A 15,910-nucleotide genomic window follows, 5' to 3' on the forward strand; every position below is an offset into this window, starting at 1 on the left:
CGCTCAAACGAGTATAACGGCAGCTTCACATGACTTGAGGTTATGGATGAAGCGCGGACGATTGCCGCTGACGGCGCTGAGAAGTTTTGAATCCGCCGGCCGGCTGAAGAGTTTTACTGCTGCGGCCGAGGAGCTGTTCGTGTCGCAGGCCGCGGTCAGCCGGCAGATCAGGGATCTCGAAACCCTGCTTGGCCAGCCGCTGTTCGAGCGCATCCATCGCGGTGTCGTGCTCACTGATCATGGCGAAAAGCTGCTGGCGGTGCTGACGTCGTCCTTTGATGCCATCGACGGGGCATTGACAGATGTCACGGATGCCGCCGGGATGGAGCGCGTCGCGATCAGTAGCGAACCGAGCTTCGCCGCACTCTGGCTGGTGCCGCATCTGCAGGCCTTCCGCATTCTCCACCCGGATGTCGAAGTGGTCATCGACTCGGACCCTCGCCCGATCGAATTCCGCGCCAGCCAAGCGGAGATCGCCATCCGCTTCAGCGACAGGCAAACATCATGGCCCCGCACGGAAGCGGTCCCGCTGATCGAGACGAAGATGATCCCGATTGCCGCGTCGGACGCGACAGGCGGCGGAGGATCGATCCGGAAGCCCGCGGATTTGCATGGCCAGACCCTGCTGCACGACGAAAACCGCGACATCTGGGGCCGCTGGTTTCGCAGCGCCGGTCTTGAGCCCCCGGAGAACGAGCGAGGCCCTGTCTTCGCCGATGGCGCACTGGTGTTGCAAGCCGTGCTGCGTGGTCACGGCGTCGGCCTGATCGACCAGATCTTCGCGGAAGAGGAGACCACGGCCGGTCGGATCGTAAAACTGTTCGATGTCGATTTCCCCTGCGGCGCCTATTTCGTCGTCGCCCGCGATTTTGCCCGCCTCTCGCCGGGTGCCAAAACCTTTGTCGATTGGATCAGGAGTGAATTCGCCCGCTGATCGCTGATCGCTGATCAGTCGAGCGTCAGCAATTTGTTCGGCGCCAGCCAGAACGGCATCAGGCAGAGCGGGATGTTCGAGGTCGGCAGAATGGTCTCCTTGAGATGCAGGCCGATCTCGTCGCGCATGAAGGCGCGGCGGGCTTCGATGCGGGCATGCACGTCCGGATAGAGCCGTTCGAGCTCGATCTGCAGCGCCTCGTCGGCGATGATCACCGAATCCTCGTTGTTGAGCGCCCAATTGTCCGGCATCGGCACCGGGATCACGTCGACCTGGATCGCCATGCCCGAGCGGATCGTCTCGCGCGAGCCGGGGCGCATCGGCGTGTGGCTCCACTCGTCGTGGCCGATCAGATGGCCGGGATTGAGTGCCGAATCCAGTTTGCCTTGCCGCAGCGCTGCGACAGTCGCGTCGAAGATCGTCCCGCCCGACACGCCGATATCGACTGTTTCGTACCATTTTACCAGGCCGGCGAAATAAGCCTTGGCCGTCTCCAGGAAGGCATCGTCGTGGTCGGTGAACAGGCCGGCACGCGAGGAGAGCCCACCCCAGTAACCGACTGCGGTGGTGATGCCGTCGCCGCGCCGGATCGCGCGGCCGTTCGGGCTCCTGAGGCCGACCACCGGCGATCCCGGCGAAGCGGAGGCGAGCATCATATGGCAGGAGAGTTCTTCGCCGGCATATCCCATGCGGCTCGCGGCCAGAAATTCATCATCGCCCTCGCGAATGCCGCTGACGATCCGCCGGACGGCGGCCGAGGCGCGCGCTGCGCCCCATTCGATTGCCGCCAACTGGTGGACATCGACCACCGAGCGCAGGCCCTCCTGCGGGTCCATCAGCGCCGGCGTGGCGTCGGTGAGCGCCGCCGGGTCGCCGGCAATCATTCTGAGCGTATCGACGATGAAGGCAGGTGCCTGGAAGGTCGGCAGCACGCCGGTCCATTCCTCGCGGCCAAGATATTTCCAGCCGGCCAGCGCGATCGCCTGGCCCTCGGCCATGCCGATCTCCGTCAGCACGTCGAACAGATTGGGCTTTTCGGCACGGGTCTGGCCCATCAGGCTCAGCGTTTGGCAGAGCACCAGTTCGATGCCCGGCAGGCCGGCGAGCACGGCATAGCTCTTGCTCTCATTGCCGACCACCAATACCCGGCGGCGATCCTTGCCAAGCAGCAGCAGTGCCTCCTCGAAGCGCGGCTCAAAACCGGTCAGGAAGGCCATATTGGCGAGATGCTCCCGATCGGCATAGACGACGAGCCAGTCGGCCCCGGCGCGCCGATAGGCTTCGTCGGCGCGGCTCTCATAGATCGCTGCAGGAATGACGGGCCGCGCATGCGGCACGCCGAAATCGGGAATGGTGACGGAGCGGAGCGTGATCGGCATGGGTTTCCCTCAAAGTCTGTGGGGCGAGCATAGCCGAGGAATTCGACCCCGGTCCACCCCACTCATGCCGTGGGAATGGTGCCGCCGTCGATCACATATTCGCTACCATGGATCGCCGCGGCGCGCGGTGAGGCGAGAAACAGGATCAGTTCCGCCACCTCACGCGGAAATGCGGGACGGCCAAGCGGGATGCCGCCGAGCGACTGGATCAGCATTTGCCGCGCCCCCTCGAAATCGAGGCCATTCTTGTCGGCCAACGCGTTGACCAGGCCGATGGCGGCCTCGGTCTGCACCCAGCCGGGCGAGACGCGCACCACACGGATGCCCTTCGGCCCGACTTCCTTGGAAAGGCTCTTGCTATAGGTCGAAAGGCCGGCTTTAGCGGCGGCATAGGCAGTGGTTGCCTCCGGCAGCGGCAACTGCCGCTGGATCGAGGTCGTGTGAATAATGACGCCGGAACCCTGCGCGATCATCGACGGCAGCAGCGCCCGATCGATCCGGACGGCCGAAAAAAGGTTCGTGTCCAAGGCCCTGTACCATTGCTTGTCATCGAGAACAGCATAGCCGCCCGCCGGCGCGCTTGATCCGCCGACGACATGCACGATGATGTCGATGCCGCCAAGGCGGTCGACCACCGCCTTGCTGACAGTTTCACAGCCCTCCGCCGTCGAGACATCCGCCTCGACATAGAGCACACCATTGCCGGCGTCATCAGGCACGTTGCGCGCTGTGGTCAGCACGCTCGCGCCAGCTTCGGCAAAAGCCTGCACCACGGCCTGTCCAATACCCTTGGTGCCGCCGGTAACCAGCACGCGCTTGCCGGAGAATTCGCCTGCCTCGTTCATGATGCCACCTCGAGCACGGCAATCATCCCGTCCTTCAGGGTGAATCTGTAGGTGAGTTCGGCCGGGCTGCCCGGAAAGGTTCCGGCAACCCTGGCTCTAACCAAATTGCTGCCGTCCTCCTGCCAATGGCGAAGCGGTTCCGTGGTGAAATGGTATTTGTCGCGCACCTTTTGCTTCCAGGCACGGATCGCATCGCGACCGACAATGTCTTCGCCCTCGTCGCGGACCTTGGCGTCGGGCGCGAAGCAGGCGACCAGCCGGTCCATGTCGTGGATGTTCTGGGCTGCGAAATAGACGTCCAGCGTCTCCGGAAGTGTCATGTTCAATCCTCGTATTGGCACCTCCGGAATCTGGTGCTAAACTGAAAAAATGGCAAGAACTGACAAAAAAGTAAGGTACTCACCAACTGGTAAGCTTGGTGATGTGACCCCGGATATGGCGGCGAGCGGCGTCGAAAAAGCTCTCAGGATGCTGGAGGGCCGCTGGAAGATGATCGTCATTTTCCAGATGTTCCACTCGGGCATATTGCGCTTTTCCGAACTCGAACGCGCCATCCCCGGCATCTCGCAGAAAATGCTGATCCAGCAATTGCGCGACCTGGAACGCGACGGCATCGTCTTCCGTACCGTCTATCCGGAAGTGCCGCCCAAGGTGGAATACGGGCTGACCGAATGGGGTCAGGCGCTTTGCCCGGCGCTCGACATGCTGCTCGAATGGGCCGCTTTGCGCTTCGGCACGTTGAAAGCTGCCGATCAGGGCTGAGAGCGGCTTTGCAGGGGCGTCCGTTCTTGGTAAGCGCTGGAGAATTGCTAAAGGAGCCACCCCCATGTTTTCCAATGCCTTCAACGATAAACCCGTCATGGCCGAACTGATGGCGAAGATGCTGTGGGAGATCAAGGCGGTGCATTTCCGCGCTGATCAGCCCTACAAGCTGTCGTCGGGCATGATGAGCCCGGTCTATATCGATTGCCGCAAGCTTGTCTCCTATCCGCGCATCCGCTCGGCGGTGATGGATTTTGCCGCCGCCATCATCCTGTCGGAAGCCGGTTTCGAAAAATTCGATTGCGTCGCCGGCGGCGAGACGGCCGGCATTCCCTTTGCCGCCTTTCTGTCCGAACGGCTGTCGCTGCCGATGATCTATGTCCGCAAGCAGCCCAAGGGCCATGGCCGCAACGCCCAGATCGAAGGCGAGATGAAGGAAGGCGCGCGCGTCCTGGTCATTGAGGACCTGACGACGGCCGGCGGCTCGATGTTCAAGTTCATCGATGCGATCCGCGCCGCTGGCGGCGTCGTCGATCACGGCATAGCATTGTTCTACTATTCCATCTTTCCGGAAGCCAAGGTTCGCTTCGACAATGGCAAGGTGAAGCTGCACCACATCGCCACCTGGCGCGAAGTTCTGGCGGTGGCGCGAGATCAGAGGCTGTTCGATATTGAAACCCTGAACTCGGTTGAAGCGTTTCTTGACCAACCGCTGAAATGGTCCGCCGATCATGGCGGCGTGGCTGAATTGCCGACCAGCTAATTTGCCCGTGAAAACCGATCTTTACTCCGGGCTGGGACAAGCTTGACAGACTAGTTTCGAGGAATACTTCATAGCGGAAATTCGAGGCGGCAAGGAGCCGGCCCAACGGAATGAATGGTATGTATCAAGCGACGACGCGGGGCATAGAAGTCAATGTCGAGCCCTATTATCTCGCAGAGCAGTCGGACCCCGCAGACAGCCGCTATGTCTGGGGTTACAGGATCGTCATTGCCAATCATTCCGTCCACACGATCAGGCTGATGAACCGTTATTGGCACATCACCGACGAGAACGGCCAGATCGATGAGGTCACCGGTCCCGGCGTGGTCGGCGAGCAGCCCACGCTGAGCCCCGGCGACACGTTCGAATACAATTCCGGCTGTCCGCTCGACACCCCTTCGGGCATGATGTTCGGGCATTACCAGATGCTGTCGGACACCGGCGAGATGTTCGATGTGGCAATCCCGGCCTTCTCATTGGATTCGCCGGGATTGCAGCGCACGCTCAATTAGAGCGCCTTTGTTTGAGCATGTCGTTGTCCTGAAACCGGTATCCACTTCCAGGCGACATGCTCCAGCCGCAGCCTGCGCTTGATCAGTTCGCGTCGGCAGCGATGCCGAATTCTGCAGGAACGAAACGGTAGACCGTCGAGCAGAATTCGCATTTCGCCACGATCTCGCCGTCCTCGATGGTGGATTCGACCTCCTCGGCCGAAAACCCCGATATCACGTTGCGGATCTTCTCTTCCGAACAGCTGCAGCGATCGAATACCGGCTGCGCATCATAGACACGCACGCCGCGTTCGTGGAACAGGCGATAGAGCAGCCGCTCGACGCCGAGATCCGGATCGGTCAGTTCTTCCGCGCCGGTGGTCTCGGCCAGCATCTGCGCTTCCGCCCAGGTGTCGTCTTCCTCGAACGCCTGGCCGGGATCGCCGTCACCGCCATGCAGGTCGCGCTGGCGCATGCGCTCGGGCGCGTCCGGCAGGAACTGCACCACCATGCCGCCGGCGCGGTAGCTGTGGCGCGGCTTGCCGTTCTCGTCGCGATCGAAGAATTCCGCCGAGGCGAGTTTCACCCGGGTCGGGATCTGCTCGGACTGGCGGAAATAGGTTGCGGCCGCCTGTTCCAGGGTTTCGCCGTCGAGCGACACGATACCCTGGTAACGCTTGTTGCTGACCCCCTGGTCGATGGTGAAGGCGAGCACGCCCTTGCCGAGCAGCTCATGCGGCGCGGAACGACCCTGCTTGACCGCCTCCGTGACAGCGTCTTCATCGAACCGGGCATAGGCGCGCACCCCGTCCGGCGCGGTGAAATCCGCCACCAGCAGGTTTACCGGCCCGTCGCTCTGCGTCTGGATGATCAGCTTGCCCTCGAATTTCAGCGAGGTGCCGAGCAGCACGGTGAGCGCGATCGTCTCGGAGAGCAGCCGCGCCACCGGGGCAGGGTAGTTGTGGCGGTTCAGGATCGTATCGGTAAGAGGTCCGAGCGTGACCGCACGGCCGCGCACGTCGAGCCCCTCCACCTGGAAAGGTATCACGCGGTCATCGCCGGCGAACCCGGTTTCTCCGGGGTGAAATGTGTCAAGCGTCATGATTGTCTCGGATCTGGCGCCAAAAGGCGCCCTTCGTTTGAAGGTCCAAAAATAAGCGATCGGACAGCAGATTCAAGCCCGGAAGCGTCAGATCGCGCCGAGGCACCAGGCGAGCACCGACTTCTGCGCATGCAGACGGTTCTCCGCCTCGTCGAAAACGACCGATTGCGGCCCGTCGATCACCTCGTCGGTGACCTCCTCGCCGCGATGCGCCGGCAGGCAATGCATGAACAGCGCGTCGGCCTTGGCGTGCTGCATCAGCGCGCTGTTGACTTGATAGGGCTGGAAGACATTGTGTCCGCGGGCGCGATGCTCCTGGTTCATCGACACCCATGTGTCGGTGACCACCGCATCGGCGCCGTCGACCGCCTTTTCGGCATCGTGGCTCAGCATCACCTGGCCACCATTGTTGCGTGCCCAGTTGAGGAACTTGTCGCCCGGTTCGCTGCCGAGCGGCACTGCCATGTTCATGCGATAGCCGAACCGGGCCGAACCCTCGATCAGCGAATGCAGCACATTGTTGCCGTCACCCGTCCAGGCAATGGTCTTGCCCTTCACATTGCCGCGATGCTCTTCGATCGTCATGATATCGGCCATGATCTGGCAGGGATGGGTCGCATCCGTCAGGCCGTTGATGACAGGCACGGTCGCATGTTCGGCCATTTCGAGCAGCCGCGTATGGTCGGTGGTGCGGATCATGATCGCATCGACATAGCGCGACAGGACCTTGGCCGTGTCGCCGATCGTCTCGGCGCGGCCGAGCTGCATCTCGGTGCCGGAGAGAAACAGCGTTTCGCCGCCCAGCTGCCGCATGCCGACATCGAACGACACGCGGGTGCGGGTCGAGGGCTTTTCGAAGATCATCGCCAGCATCTTGCCGGCCAGCGGTTTGAAATCGGTGCCGGCTTTGGTGGCCGCCTTGCGGGTCTTGGCGTCTTCGAGAATGTGCCGCAGTGCCTCCGGCGTCATTGCCGAGAGATCGAGAAAATGCCTGGAACTCATAACCTATTCCTTGTCTCAGGAAACTTTTACCTTAGCGATGGATGTGGGCTTTCGTCAAAGCGTCATCGCTTGTTCGCGGCATGCAGTTTCTCGGCGGCCTTTTCGAGCCGGGCAAGGCCTTCGCGGGCTTCTTCGGCAGTGGTGATCAGTGGCGGCAGCAGGCGGATGACATTGTCGCCGGCCATCACGCCCAGGAGCTTCTCGTCACGGATGCCCTGCAGCAGGTCGCCGGCCGGCACCGCGGCCTTGACGCCGATCATCAGGCCTTCGCCGCGAATATCCGAGATCACGTCGGGAAAACGGTCCTTGAGCGACGCAAGGCCCTGGCGGAAGACCAGCGCCACGTCGCGCACATGCTGCAGGAAGCCATCGGAGAGGACGACGTCGAGCACGGCATTGCCGACCGCCATGGCCAGCGGATTGCCGCCATAGGTCGAACCATGCGTGCCGGCCACCATGCCGGCCGCGGCCTCCGACGTCGCCAGGCAGGCGCCCATGGGAAAGCCGCCGCCAATGCCCTTGGCCACGGCCATGATATCGGGCGTCACGCCGATCCGCTGATAGGCGAACAGCGAGCCGGTCCGGCCGACGCCGCATTGTACCTCGTCGAAGACCAGGAGCAGGTCGTGCTCGTCGCAGAGTACGCGGACCGCCCTCAGGAATTCCGGCGAGAAAGCCCGCAAGCCCCCTTCGCCCTGCACCGGCTCCAGCAGCACGCCGGCCGTGGCGTCGGTGATTGCCGCCTTCAGCGCATCCATATCCTCGAACGGCACCTGGTCGAAGCCGGGCGCCTTGGGGCCGAAGCCATCGATATATTTCTGCTGGCCGCCGGCCGCGATCGTCGCGATCGTGCGGCCATGGAAGGCGCCTTCGAACGTGATGATATGGTATTTTTCCGGATGGCCCTTGGCATAGTGATAGCGCCGCGCCGTCTTGATCGCGCATTCCAGCGCCTCGGCGCCCGAATTGGTGAAGAACACCTTGTCCGCGAACGTGCTCTCGCACAGGCGGCGTGACAGCTTTTCCTGGCCGGGCGACTGATAGAGGTTCGATGTGTGCCAGAGCTTTTCGGCCTGCGCCTTCAGCGTCTCGACCAGATGCGGATGCGCATGACCGAGCGAGTTGACGGCGACGCCGGCGGCGAAGTCGAGATAGCGTTCGCCGTCCTCGGTGATCAGCCAGACGCCTTCGCCGCGCTCGAACCGCATCGGTGCGCGTGCATAGGTGTCATAAAGCGGCGAGACCTCGGCCATGACGGACATCCTTCATCTCGATTGCGGCAACGGAATGTGCGGCCTCCCGGCCGGGCGGACATTCCGGAGCGCATAAATCAAAAAACCGCCCCAGCGGGCGGCGAGGGCACTATTAGCATTTCGCTGCAGCGCGTCAACAAAAACCCGCAATTGCCGGCCATCGAGCCCGCCGGACGCTGTGCGGTGCAGCAACTGTCGCCGATCGGACACGGCCGGGGATCAATCTTGGGGATAACTCGAAAATCGATTCGTGCGGATTCGCAAGACTCTTGTCACGGAGTCTCAGGCTCTCTAGGTTAATAAGCAATTGCTAGATTTGCATGCGGCGGAACTAGTCACCCTCAATCAAGCGCCGAATATGAGGCGTTTTGCACTTCGTGCTGTTCCGGGGTGTGGTGACCGATTCCTCGATAAGGAACGCTTCGATGGATAATAGTGTGAACTGGACTGACGATCGCGTCGAGAAGCTGAAGAAGCTTTGGTCCGAAGGTTTGAGCGCGAGCCAGATCGCCGCGCAGCTCGGCGGCGTCAGCCGCAACGCGGTGATCGGCAAGGTGCATCGGCTCAGCCTCCCGGGCCGCGCCAAGGCCGGCGGCACCACCGCTGCCCGCTCGCAGAAACGCGCAACGGTTTCGACCGTCAGCCGGCCGCAGGCTTCTTCTTCTTTCGCGCAGCGCACAGTGACCCGCACCGTCACCCGGCCGGCCGGCGCCACCATGCTCAAGGAAGAGATCGAGCTCGATGCGCTTGAGGTCATGGAAACGTTGCCCAACAACGTTGTCGTGCCGATCTTCCGCCGCGTGCCGCTGATCCGGCTCACCGAACGCACCTGCAAATGGCCGCTCGGCGATCCGCTGAAGGAAGATTTCTGCTTCTGCGGCAATGACTCGCCTGACAATTCGCCCTATTGCGGCTTCCACCAGAAGCTCGCTTACCAGCCTTCGGCCGAACGCCGCCGCATGCGCTGACACGACCCTCACATTTCTCTGCGACAAAGGGCCGGCTTGCCGGCCCTTTGTCGTTTCAGGCTCATTTCAAAATGCCGGGCTTGCCGAGGATTTTTCTGTCGATCTCGCCGATCACCTTCTTGTCCTTGTCCGTATAGTCAAGGCTATCGAGGATGTGGCGGATCATGTTGATCCGGGCGCGGCGCTTATCATTGCCGAGCACCACCGTCCATGGCGCATGCTCGGTATCGGTTTCCTTGAGCATCCGGCTGCGCTTTTCGGAATAGTCATCCCATTTGTCGAGCGCGGCAATGTCCATCGGCGACAGCTTCCAGCATTTCAATTTGCTATGGCGCCGCTCGTGGAAGCGCTTGAGCTGCATTTCCCGGCCGATCTCGATATAGAATTTGAAGAAATGGATGCCGTCGTCGAGGATCAGCTTCTCGAAGCGCGGCACGCTCTTGAGGAACTGTTCATATTCTTCCTTGCTGCAGAAACCCATGACCGGCTCGACGCCGGCGCGGTTATACCAGGAGCGGTCATAGTTGACGAACTCGCCGCGCGTCGGGAAGGTCGACACATAGCGTTGGAAATACCATTGGCCGGCTTCGGTGTCCGTCGGCTTGTTCAGCGCCACGACGCGGGCGCTGCGCGGATTCATATAGGAGAGGATGGCATGGATGATGCCGCCCTTGCCGGCCGCATCCCGCCCCTCGAACAAGGACATCACCCGGTCGCCGGATTTCTGTTGCCAGAGCTGCACCTTGACCAGCTCTTCCTGCAGCTTTTCCAGCTCGGCCTCATATTCGTCGTCATCGAGCTTCTTCTTGTAGGGATAACCGCCGGATTCGAGCGCCTTGTCATCGATCCATGCCGGCAGCACCGGATCGTCGATATCCCATTGCCGCTTCTTGCCGTCGATCTTGACGTCGACCGCGGGAATATCCGTTTCGACGGCCATTCCACTCCTCCTCATGCCATGCGCTTGCTTCTTTGTTCTCGCGCATGCCTTTGTCCCGAAACCGGCGACCGCTTTCGGCAGACATGCTGTCAGTGACATGGACATAATCATCATGTGAATTCAAGCAAAGCGTGAAAAAGCTGTTACATACAGACCATAGAAGGACGTTTTAATTTTCGCAGTGCCGGGGATTCGCATGCTGAAAGCAGTCACTGATTGGCTGTTGGGTCATAAATACAACCTTGCGGCCGTCCTATTGGGCGCAGCCGCGCTGATCGCGGCCGGCACCAATTCCCGTATCGCCGTTTCGGTGATGATCCTTGCCGTGCTGCCATCGCTGTGGATCAAAGCCACCGCGCCCACGGTGCCGATCGCTGAACAGGAGCCCACGCCTCCGCCGGAGCCGCTGTGCGACGTCAAATCGGCCTTTGCCGGCTTCGACAGCCCGGCCTACCTGCTCGACCCCAAGGCCAATGTCATCTATCAGAACCCTTCGGCCCGGCATGCCTTCGGCGAGATCGAGCCCGGCCAGCATATCTCGGCCCGCATCCGCCTGCCGGCGATCATCGAGATGATCCGCGAGACCATCGCGTCGGGCCGCAACGGCATGACCGAATATGCAGACACCCTGCCGGGCGAGAACATCTTCCAGGTGCGGATGGTCCCGGCGGAGACGAAAGAGGGCGAGGCGATCCGCTTCTATGTATTGATCTTCCGCGACATTTCGGAATCGCGCCGCATCGATCGCATGCGCTCCGATTTCGTCGCCAATGCCTCGCACGAACTCAGGACCCCGCTGGCCTCGCTGCGTGGCTTCATCGAAACGCTGCTCGGCCCGGCCCGCACCGACACCGCGGCGCATGAACGGTTCCTGACGATCATGCTGGAACAGGTGACCCGCATGTCGCGCCTGGTCGACGACCTGATGTCGCTGTCGCGGCTCGAGATCAAGGCGCGCGTCGCGCCGGAGGACGCCGTCGACCTGGTGCCGCTCATCGGCTCGGTCTGCGATGCGCTGGCGCCGCTGGCAACCGACCTCGGCGTCGAGATCAAGCGGCATCTGCCCGACCATGCCATCAATGTCAGCGGCGATCGTGACGAACTGACCCAGGTGTTCGAGAACCTGATCGAAAACGCCTGCAAATACGGCCAGGAGGGCAAGATCGTCGACGTGACGCTGATCGAAAAGCCGCGCCAGCCGATCGAGGTCAGCGTCATCGACTACGGTCCCGGCATCCCCGAAGACCAGGTCCCGCGCCTGACCGAACGCTTCTATCGCGTCAATGTCGAGAGCAGCCGCTCGAAGAAGGGCACCGGCCTCGGATTGGCAATCGTCAAGCACATCTTGACGCGCCACCGCGCCCGTCTGCTCATCCGATCGGAACTCGGCCGCGGCAGCACCTTCACCGTGCGCTTCTGACAAAAACGCAGCAATCCCTCCAGCGCGTCCGAAAGGATTGACTTTTCAGCACTTTAGTCTGTCATAAATCTTTCGTGACTTTGACATAAAACCCTGGCGTAAAGCGGCTAATGAAAACTTGGCCGACCCTATGTTCCTTGCCAGCCCGGATAACCCGCGGCCCAGGACATAGGGGCCGCTTCGGCTGATCCAAAACCGCGCCGGCCGCCCGCCGGTTGGAGGACTATTGATGACCGCACACATCTATTCCGCCTTTGACGAGGAGCTGGCCAACCTTTCCCGCCGCATCGCCGAAATGGGCGGCATGGCCGAGCAGATGGTTTCCGACTCGGTCAAGGCGCTGGTCACATCCGACTCGGCGCTGGCGCAGCGCGTGATCTCGGAAGACGTGATCATGGACCAGACCGAGCGCGATATCGGCGACAGCGCCATCCTGATGATCGCCAAGCGCCAGCCGGTGGCGTCCGACCTGCGCGAGATCGTCGGTTCGATCCGCATCGCCGCCGATCTCGAACGCGTCGGCGATCTCGGCAAGTCCAACGCCAAGCGCGTCATTGCCGTGCAGACCACCGGCATTCCGCGGCCGCTCGCCCGCGGCATCGAACATCTCTCCGAACTGGCGCTGACCCAGCTCAAGGATGTGCTCGACGTCTACGCCACCCGCTCGGCGGAAAAGGCCGAGGTGATCCGCCAGCGCGATGGCGAGATCGACGCCGTCTATACCTCGCTGTTCCGCGAAATGCTCACCTACATGATGGAAGACCCGCGCAACATCACGCCCTGCACCCATCTCTTGTTCTGCGCCAAGAACATCGAGCGCATCGGCGACCATGCGACCAATATCGCCGAAACCATTTATTACATGAAGACCGGCGAACAGCCGACCGGCGAACGCGTCAAGGAAGACAACACGGCTTCCGTGGTGCAGCCGGGCCAGTGATGCCGATTGCGCATTTCGGCCAGCCGGCGCCAATGGCGTCCCTGGCCGCCGATCATCAGCGCCGGCATCGGACGAGAGCATGCCGGTAGTAACAATCGCAGCCGCCTGGGCGCGGGGCACGCGCCAGGCGTGATTGCCGACGGAGCAGAGTACCATGCAGCCGAGAATTATGGTTGTGGAAGACGAGGAAGCGCTGGGCACGCTGCTCAGCTACAACCTCGAAGCAGAGGGATATGATGTCGAGGTGATCCCGCGCGGCGACGAGGCGGATATCCGCCTGCAGGAGCGCGTCCCGGACTTGCTTCTGCTCGACTGGATGCTGCCCGGCGTGTCCGGCATCGAACTGTGCCGTCGGCTGAGGATGCGGCCTGAAACCGAGCGCCTGCCGGTGATCATGCTCACCGCCCGCGGCGAGGAAAGCGAGCGCGTCCGCGGCCTGTCGACCGGCGCCGACGACTATGTCGTCAAGCCGTTCTCGACCCCGGAACTGATGGCCCGCATCAAGGCCATGCTGCGCCGGGTGCGGCCCAATGCGATCTCCTCGATCCTCAAATGCGGCGATGTCGAGCTCGACCGCGAGACCTACCGCGTCCACCGCCGCTCCCGCGAAATCCGCCTCGGACCGACGGAATTCAAGCTGCTGGAATTCTTCATGTCGTCGCCGGGCCGGGTGTTTTCCCGCTCACAACTGCTCGACGGCGTCTGGGGCCACGACATCTATGTCGACGAACGCACCGTCGACGTCCATGTCGGGCGGCTGCGCAAGGCGCTCAATCTGTCGAACATGCCGGATGTGATCCGCACCGTGCGCGGTGCGGGGTATGCGATGGAAGTTTGAGCGGCTTCGCTTCGTAGAGTGTGCGTCGTACCCCCCTCTGTCCTGCCGGACATCTCCCCCTCAAGGGGGGAGATTGGCTAGAGGCCTGCTCCCCGCCTCAAAGAGTCGTTGAGTACTGCGTTGTGCGACGGTAGAGAGGAAGCGGCCAGGGCGCCCCATCCAATCTCCCCCCTTGAGGGGGAGATGTCTGGCAGGACAGAGGGGGGTGGCCCCAAACGCCGACCTACCAAAAACTCTCAAGCCCCCGGCCCAATCCTGATCCCATAAAGCCTGATCGCCCGCCCCTGCCCGGTGAGATCGCTATTGATAATCACGTAACCCGGCTCGTTCGGCGCCTGCTTGCCATCGAACTTCACCTGGATCAGCTCATCCACCCGCTCGTTGGAAATCGTAAACCGGTGCCGCCCGCAATCGCCGAGGCTGGCAAAGGCGCACTGGATATAGATCTGCGACGGCTTGTCGCCATCGGCGCGCAACGTCACGGCCAGTGTCGAGGTCTTGCCGGCAAGATTCTTCAGCACGTCGGCCGGCACCTCGATCCGCACTTCGCCATCCTGGTCCGGCGCATTCGAGATGATCATGATCGCCTTGCCGTCGCTGTCGGTGACGTCGCTGACCTTGGCCTGCGCCGCCGGCTTGACCGCACTGGTGTCGCCGGGCTTGAGCACGCTCACCCAATCGCCGGAAAAGCCGCGCAGCGGATCGAGCGGGGTTTTCAGCGGCACCTTCGGATCGAAATCCTCGCTGTGCAATTGCTTGGGGATGAAATCGAAATCGCCGCCGCCATGCATGGCCGCCCCGATCATGCCGGTCGCATAGGCCCACCATGCGCCGAAGCCGATGACGCCGAGCAGCACGCAATAGACGAACAGCGACACGACCCAGGAGCCGCGCCGGCGTCGCGCGGCACGCTTCTGCGGCGCCACCTTGCGCCCTTCCGGCGTCGAAGGCTCGGCCCAGGCCGGATCCTCTTCCTCATGCCGGATATTTTGCGCCCGTCCCTTGCCGCGCGCTTCGGCGACCAAAGGTGCGTCGACCACCGGCTCGATCCGCCGCGTTTTTACGCCGGCTTTGGACGGCGCGCGCTCATCGCGGGTGGCCGAAAAATCGGAAAACGCGCCGTCTTCCTCGATCTCCGGCGGTATCTCGCGCGCCACGACCGGCTCCGCCATGGGCCTGACCGGCTGCGCCACCTGGCGCACCGGCTCGACAATCGGCGGCTCGCGCCGTGAAGGCTGAGCCGGCTCAGGCCAGGCCGACGGCGGCGCATCGATGAGCCGCTCCGGCGCCGGCGGCGCGATATCGGGCTCAGGCACCGCCTCCGGCGGCTCGAACGGCGTATTCTCTATGAAAATCTTGTCGAGCCGCGCCGACATGCGCAGCTTTTCGAGCTCTTCGTCCTCGATTGCGCGGATGGTGAATTCCAGCCGCTGCCGCTGCCGCTCGATCACCGTCATGTCGTGGATGTCCTGCTTGCGCAGGCCGGCATCGAGCGCATTGCGCGCGGACTGATAGATACGCGCGCGTATTTCCGGATTGGACCTTTCGGCCCTGTCCAGAGCGTTGCGGATCGCCTGTTCCAGTCCACTCACGCTAAAAAATACCTCGATACGCGGGACATTCTCATTATGACCCTTGGGTAATCATTCGCCAGCACCTTTTCAAGTTCCGAGCCGAATGCCTCCCCCGCTAATATCGGCTTTGCAGCCAAAAAATGGCGGTCTGATGCACGCGACGAAAATACAAGGTTGAACAAACCATCTTTCCGGAGATAGGCTGCCGCCAATTTCGCACATTCCGGACCCGCCATCATGCTTCCCGCCATTCTCCGCGACGATCTCAGGCTGCCGCTGGTCGCCGCCCCCATGTTCATCATCTCGCATCCGGAACTGGTGATCGCCCAGTGCAAGGCCGGCATTGTCGGCTCGTTTCCGGCGCTCAATGCCCGGCCGGAAAGCCAGCTCGACGAATGGCTGGCCGAGATCACCGAGACGCTCGCCGCCCACAATGCCAGGGGCGACGGGCGCCGGGCCGCCCCGTTCGCCGTCAACCAGATCGTCCACGCCACCAACAAGCGGCTGGAGCACGATCTCGGCCTCTGCGTCAAATACAAGGTGCCGATCGTCATCTCCTCGCTTGGCGCCGTGCCCGAGGTCAATGCCGCCATCCATTCCTATGGCGGCGTGGTGCTGCACGACGTGATCAACAACCGTCACGCCAATTCGGCGATCCGCAAGGGCGCAGACGGCCTGATCGCCGTGGCCGCCGGCGCC

Annotated in this window: 17 protein-coding genes; 9 read left to right on the forward strand and 8 right to left on the reverse strand. The window is 62.3% G+C overall.

Annotation, left to right across the window (positions count from 1 at the left end):
• Positions 1-46 precede the first annotated feature (46 nt).
• Positions 47-934, forward strand: a complete 888-nt coding sequence (locus AC1DYF_RS24200) for a LysR substrate-binding domain-containing protein (protein WP_477879323.1) — start codon at positions 47-49, stop codon at positions 932-934.
• Between the two features lie 14 nt (positions 935-948).
• On the opposite strand, the gene AC1DYF_RS24205 is transcribed toward AC1DYF_RS24200, so the two are convergent.
• The 3 genes from AC1DYF_RS24205 to AC1DYF_RS24215 all read right to left on the reverse strand — a co-directional run bounded on the left by AC1DYF_RS24205 (position 949) and on the right by AC1DYF_RS24215 (position 3,478).
• A complete protein-coding gene (locus AC1DYF_RS24205; RefSeq protein WP_477879324.1) occupies positions 949-2,313 on the reverse strand; it encodes a M24 family metallopeptidase in 1,365 nt (454 codons plus the stop codon).
• Between the two features lie 62 nt (positions 2,314-2,375).
• Positions 2,376-3,158 (reverse strand): SDR family oxidoreductase, encoded by a 783-nt coding sequence (locus AC1DYF_RS24210; RefSeq protein ID WP_477879325.1) that lies wholly within the window; start codon positions 3,156-3,158, stop codon positions 2,376-2,378.
• Entirely contained in the window at positions 3,155-3,478 is a 324-nt protein-coding gene (locus tag AC1DYF_RS24215) for a nuclear transport factor 2 family protein (RefSeq protein ID WP_477879326.1), read from the reverse strand. Before AC1DYF_RS24215 ends, AC1DYF_RS24210 begins: the two co-directional genes overlap by 4 nt.
• A 49-nt stretch (positions 3,479-3,527) precedes the next feature.
• Here AC1DYF_RS24215 and AC1DYF_RS24220 point away from each other — a divergent pair, with 49 nt between their 5' ends.
• The 3 genes from AC1DYF_RS24220 to apaG all read left to right on the forward strand — a co-directional run bounded on the left by AC1DYF_RS24220 (position 3,528) and on the right by apaG (position 5,195).
• Positions 3,528-3,920 (forward strand): winged helix-turn-helix transcriptional regulator, encoded by a 393-nt coding sequence (locus AC1DYF_RS24220; protein WP_477879327.1) that lies wholly within the window; start codon positions 3,528-3,530, stop codon positions 3,918-3,920.
• 64 nt (positions 3,921-3,984) lie between these two features.
• Positions 3,985-4,683, forward strand: coding sequence for an orotate phosphoribosyltransferase (locus AC1DYF_RS24225; protein ID WP_477879328.1), 699 nt, complete (start codon positions 3,985-3,987; stop codon positions 4,681-4,683).
• A gap of 119 nt (positions 4,684-4,802) precedes the next feature.
• On the forward strand, positions 4,803-5,195 hold the full coding sequence (gene apaG, locus AC1DYF_RS24230; RefSeq protein WP_477879329.1) for a Co2+/Mg2+ efflux protein ApaG: 393 nt from the start codon (positions 4,803-4,805) through the stop codon (positions 5,193-5,195).
• An 82-nt stretch (positions 5,196-5,277) separates the two neighbouring features.
• Here apaG and AC1DYF_RS24235 read toward each other — a convergent pair whose 3' ends face one another.
• The 3 genes from AC1DYF_RS24235 to AC1DYF_RS24245 all read right to left on the reverse strand — a co-directional run bounded on the left by AC1DYF_RS24235 (position 5,278) and on the right by AC1DYF_RS24245 (position 8,531).
• Entirely contained in the window at positions 5,278-6,276 is a 999-nt protein-coding gene (locus tag AC1DYF_RS24235) for an Hsp33 family molecular chaperone (RefSeq protein ID WP_477879330.1), read from the reverse strand.
• 87 nt (positions 6,277-6,363) lie between these two features.
• Complete coding sequence (argF, locus tag AC1DYF_RS24240; RefSeq protein ID WP_477879331.1) at positions 6,364-7,278, reverse strand: ornithine carbamoyltransferase; 915 nt, start codon at positions 7,276-7,278, stop codon at positions 6,364-6,366.
• A 62-nt stretch (positions 7,279-7,340) separates the two neighbouring features.
• Positions 7,341-8,531, reverse strand: coding sequence for an acetylornithine transaminase (locus tag AC1DYF_RS24245; RefSeq protein WP_477879332.1), 1,191 nt, complete (start codon positions 8,529-8,531; stop codon positions 7,341-7,343).
• A 437-nt stretch (positions 8,532-8,968) separates the two neighbouring features.
• On the opposite strand from AC1DYF_RS24245, the gene AC1DYF_RS24250 reads away from it, so the two are divergent.
• A complete protein-coding gene (locus AC1DYF_RS24250) occupies positions 8,969-9,499 on the forward strand; it encodes a GcrA family cell cycle regulator (RefSeq protein ID WP_477879344.1) in 531 nt (176 codons plus the stop codon).
• A gap of 61 nt (positions 9,500-9,560) precedes the next feature.
• Here AC1DYF_RS24250 and ppk2 read toward each other — a convergent pair whose 3' ends face one another.
• The gene (ppk2, locus tag AC1DYF_RS24255; RefSeq protein ID WP_477879333.1) at positions 9,561-10,439 is read right to left on the reverse strand and encodes a polyphosphate kinase 2; all 879 of its coding nucleotides are present in this window, start codon (positions 10,437-10,439) and stop codon (positions 9,561-9,563) included.
• Positions 10,440-10,635: 196 nt separating this feature from the next.
• On the opposite strand from ppk2, the gene phoR reads away from it, so the two are divergent.
• The 3 genes from phoR (at position 10,636) to phoB (ending at position 13,637) form a co-directional block, all read left to right on the forward strand.
• Positions 10,636-11,859, forward strand: coding sequence for a phosphate regulon sensor histidine kinase PhoR (phoR, locus tag AC1DYF_RS24260; RefSeq protein WP_477879334.1), 1,224 nt, complete (start codon positions 10,636-10,638; stop codon positions 11,857-11,859).
• 226 nt (positions 11,860-12,085) lie between these two features.
• Complete coding sequence (phoU, locus tag AC1DYF_RS24265; RefSeq protein ID WP_477879335.1) at positions 12,086-12,799, forward strand: phosphate signaling complex protein PhoU; 714 nt, start codon at positions 12,086-12,088, stop codon at positions 12,797-12,799.
• A gap of 154 nt (positions 12,800-12,953) precedes the next feature.
• The gene (gene phoB / locus AC1DYF_RS24270) at positions 12,954-13,637 is read left to right on the forward strand and encodes a phosphate regulon transcriptional regulator PhoB (RefSeq protein WP_477879336.1); all 684 of its coding nucleotides are present in this window, start codon (positions 12,954-12,956) and stop codon (positions 13,635-13,637) included.
• Positions 13,638-13,873: 236 nt separating this feature from the next.
• On the opposite strand, the gene AC1DYF_RS24275 is transcribed toward phoB, so the two are convergent.
• Positions 13,874-15,229, reverse strand: coding sequence for a hypothetical protein (locus AC1DYF_RS24275; RefSeq protein WP_477879337.1), 1,356 nt, complete (start codon positions 15,227-15,229; stop codon positions 13,874-13,876).
• Between the two features lie 216 nt (positions 15,230-15,445).
• Between AC1DYF_RS24275 and AC1DYF_RS24280 the strand changes: the two genes are divergently transcribed.
• Positions 15,446-15,910: NAD(P)H-dependent flavin oxidoreductase (locus AC1DYF_RS24280; protein ID WP_477879345.1), on the forward strand; the 465-nt coding region annotated here is incomplete at its 3' end.

It is taken from the genome of Rhizobium sp. P2_G9, assembly GCF_056403475.1.

Bases quoted from the DNA above. Each gene is read 5' to 3' on its own strand.
- AC1DYF_RS24200 (WP_477879323.1), top strand. From the start codon at position 47: ATGAAGCGCGGACGATTGCCGCTGACGGCGCTGAGAAGTTTTGAATCC.
- AC1DYF_RS24205 (WP_477879324.1), bottom strand. From the start codon at position 2,313: ATGCCGATCACGCTCCGCTCCGTCACCATTCCCGATTTCGGCGTGCCG.
- AC1DYF_RS24210 (WP_477879325.1), bottom strand. From the start codon at position 3,158: ATGAACGAGGCAGGCGAATTCTCCGGCAAGCGCGTGCTGGTTACCGGC.
- AC1DYF_RS24215 (WP_477879326.1), bottom strand. From the start codon at position 3,478: ATGACACTTCCGGAGACGCTGGACGTCTATTTCGCAGCCCAGAACATC.
- AC1DYF_RS24220 (WP_477879327.1), top strand. From the start codon at position 3,528: ATGGCAAGAACTGACAAAAAAGTAAGGTACTCACCAACTGGTAAGCTT.
- AC1DYF_RS24225 (WP_477879328.1), top strand. From the start codon at position 3,985: ATGTTTTCCAATGCCTTCAACGATAAACCCGTCATGGCCGAACTGATG.
- apaG (WP_477879329.1), top strand. From the start codon at position 4,803: ATGTATCAAGCGACGACGCGGGGCATAGAAGTCAATGTCGAGCCCTAT.
- AC1DYF_RS24235 (WP_477879330.1), bottom strand. From the start codon at position 6,276: ATGACGCTTGACACATTTCACCCCGGAGAAACCGGGTTCGCCGGCGAT.
- argF (WP_477879331.1), bottom strand. From the start codon at position 7,278: ATGAGTTCCAGGCATTTTCTCGATCTCTCGGCAATGACGCCGGAGGCA.
- AC1DYF_RS24245 (WP_477879332.1), bottom strand. From the start codon at position 8,531: ATGGCCGAGGTCTCGCCGCTTTATGACACCTATGCACGCGCACCGATG.
- ppk2 (WP_477879333.1), bottom strand. From the start codon at position 10,439: ATGGCCGTCGAAACGGATATTCCCGCGGTCGACGTCAAGATCGACGGC.
- phoR (WP_477879334.1), top strand. From the start codon at position 10,636: ATGCTGAAAGCAGTCACTGATTGGCTGTTGGGTCATAAATACAACCTT.
- phoB (WP_477879336.1), top strand. From the start codon at position 12,954: ATGCAGCCGAGAATTATGGTTGTGGAAGACGAGGAAGCGCTGGGCACG.